This is a genomic window from Jiulongibacter sediminis, from assembly GCF_001306455.1.
Taxonomy (GTDB): domain Bacteria; phylum Bacteroidota; class Bacteroidia; order Cytophagales; family Spirosomataceae; genus Jiulongibacter; species Jiulongibacter sediminis.
On sequence record NZ_LGTQ01000014.1, the window covers coordinates 1 to 2,988 of the forward strand.

General features: G+C 50.2%; 1 protein-coding gene. It reads left to right on the forward strand.

Going from position 1 to position 2,988, the window contains the following annotated elements:
• Positions 1 to 2,988: beta strand repeat-containing protein (locus tag AFM12_RS17855; RefSeq protein ID WP_131458466.1), on the forward strand; the 2,988-nt coding region annotated here is incomplete at both ends.

Sequence of the window (2,988 nt, forward strand, 5' to 3'; positions counted from 1 at the left end):
CAACGGAACCTACACGTTCACTTCATCAGGCGGAACAGTATCAGGCAATACTTTAACAGCCCCGGCAGGAACCTATACCATAACAGCCACAGATGGCAACGGATGTACAGGAACAACAACAGTAACGATTACAGAGCCTGCCGCGGTAGCACCAAGTGCCACACCAACAGCCGCCCTATGTAATGGAGCCAACGGCTCAGCGAGTCTTTCAGCGATTGGTGGAAATGGAACATACACGTTCACTTCATCAAGCGGAACGGTATCAGGCAATACTTTAACAGCCCCGGCAGGAACCTACACGATCACAGCCACAGACGGCAACGGATGTACAGGAACAACAACAGTAACGATTACAGAGCCTGCCGCGGTAGCACCAAGTGCCACACCAACAGCCGCCCTATGTAATGGAGCGAACGGCTCGGCGAGTTTATCAGCAGTAGGTGGTAACGGAAGCTACACGTTCACAAGCTCAGGCGGAACGGTATCAGGCAATACATTGACTGCACCGGCAGGAACCTACACGATTACTGCTACAGACGGCAACGGTTGTACAGGAACAACATCAGTAACGATCACCGAACCAGCAGCGGTAGCACCAAGTGCTACGCCTACAGCCGCTCTATGTAACAGAGCAAACGGCTCGGCGAGTTTATCAGCAGTAGGTGGAAACGGAAGCTACACGTTCGCAAGCTCAGGCGGAACGGTATCAGGCAATACTTTAACAGCTCCGGCAGGTACCTACACCATCACCGCCACCGACGGTAACGGATGTACAGGAACAACAACAGTAACGATTACAGAGCCTGCCGCGGTAGCACCAAGTGCAACACCAACAGCCGCCCTATGTAATGGAGCCAACGGCTCAGCGAGTCTTTCAGCGATCGGCGGCAACGGAAGTTACACGTTCGCAAGCTCAGGCGGAACGGTATCAGGAAACACCTTGACTGCCCCTGCAGGAACCTATACGATCACAGCCACAGATGGCAACGGATGTACAGGCACAACCTCAATAACGATTACAGAACCAGCTGCGGTAGCACCAAGTGCTACGCCTACAGCCGCTCTATGTAACGGAGCAAACGGTTCAGCGAGCCTTTCAGCGATCGGTGGAAACGGAACCTACACGTTCACAAGTACAGGCGGAACAGTATCAGGCAATACGCTGACTGCTCCAGCGGGTACTTACACGATTACAGCCACAGATGGCAACGGTTGTACAGGAACAACAACAGTAACGATTACAGAGCCTGCCGCGGTAGCACCAAGTGCCACACCAACAGCCGCCCTATGTAATGGAGCCAACGGCTCAGCGAGTTTATCAGCAGTAGGCGGCAATGGAAGCTACACGTTCACAAGCTCAGGCGGAACGGTATCAGGCAATACATTGACTGCACCAGCAGGAACATACACGATTACTGCCACAGATGGCAACGGATGTATTGGCACAACAACAGTAACAATTACAGAACCAGCTACATATGTTGCCGCCTCGGCTGCTGATTATACATTAGGATGTTTTGAGACGACCGGAACAATTGTTCTTACAGTTGCAGACGGAACATCTCCTTACACATTTGATTGGGATAATGATGGTACCGGGGATTTTGATGATTCTCAAAATTTGACTAACGTTCCAGCCGGTACGTATAATGTGACGGTTAAGGATGCAAATGGTTGTGAAACAACGGCCTCGGCAGATGTAATCTTTACGGCTTGTCCGGATTTGACAATCATAAAAGATGTTGATTTATCAACGATATCTTCTCCTGAGAACCTGACTTACACCATTACGGTGAATAATACCGGTAATGTAAGTCTTTCAAACATTAATTTAACAGATGATTTAGCTGGAGTTGCAACCCTTTCAAGTGGGGATATCAACACCAATACTTTGTTAGATACCAATGAAGTTTGGGTTTATACCGCTTCTTATTCAGCCACTCAAAGTGATATCGATGCCGGTACTGATTTGATCAATACGGCATCAGTAACAACCACCGAGCTACCAACACCGGAGAGCGATACAGCTGCAACAGCGATCACGCAGACTCCAAGTCTGACGATCACCAAAACACAGACCGGCGGCGAGAGTCCGATTACAACACCAGGTACAATTGATTACACCATCGTAATTACCAACGATGGTAACCAAAGCCTGACGGGCGTAGTGGTGAGCGATACGCTTCCAAACGGTACCATCGGTACTCTATCAAGTGTAACCGAGAGCATCAACGCAAACGGCATCCTTGACACGACAGAGACCTGGACGTACACCATCTCTTACGATGTAACGCAGGCAGACATTGACGCAGGAGTGGATCTAGTGAACGTAGCGGTGGTAACAACGACTGAGCTACCAACACCGGAGAGCGATACAGCCGCGACAGCGATCACTCAGTCTCCAAGTCTGACGATCACTAAAACACAGACCGGCGGAGAGAGTCCGATCACTACACCAGGTACCATTGATTACACCATCGTAATCACCAACGATGGTAACCAAAGCCTGACAGGCGTGGTGGTAAGCGATACATTGCCAAACAGTACAGTAGGAACATTATCCGCAGTGACCGAGAGCATTAACGCGAACGGCATCCTTGATACGACAGAGACCTGGACGTATACAATCAGCTATGCTGTGACGCAAGCGGATATTGATGCAGGCACAGACCTTGTAAACGTAGCGGTGGTAACAACAACTGAACTGCCAACACCGGAGAGCGATACGGCCACAACAGAGATCACTCAAAACCCAAGTCTGACGATCGTGAAGACACAGACCGGCGGCGAGAGCCCAATCACGACTCCAGGTACAATTGATTACACGATTGTGATCACCAACGATGGTAACCAAAGCCTGACCGGCGTGGTGGTGAGCGACACGCTTCCAAACGGTACAGTAGGAACATTATCAGGCCCAGTAGAGAGTATTACTTCAGACGGTGTGCTGAGCGTAGTCGAAGCATGGACGTACACGATCAGCTATGC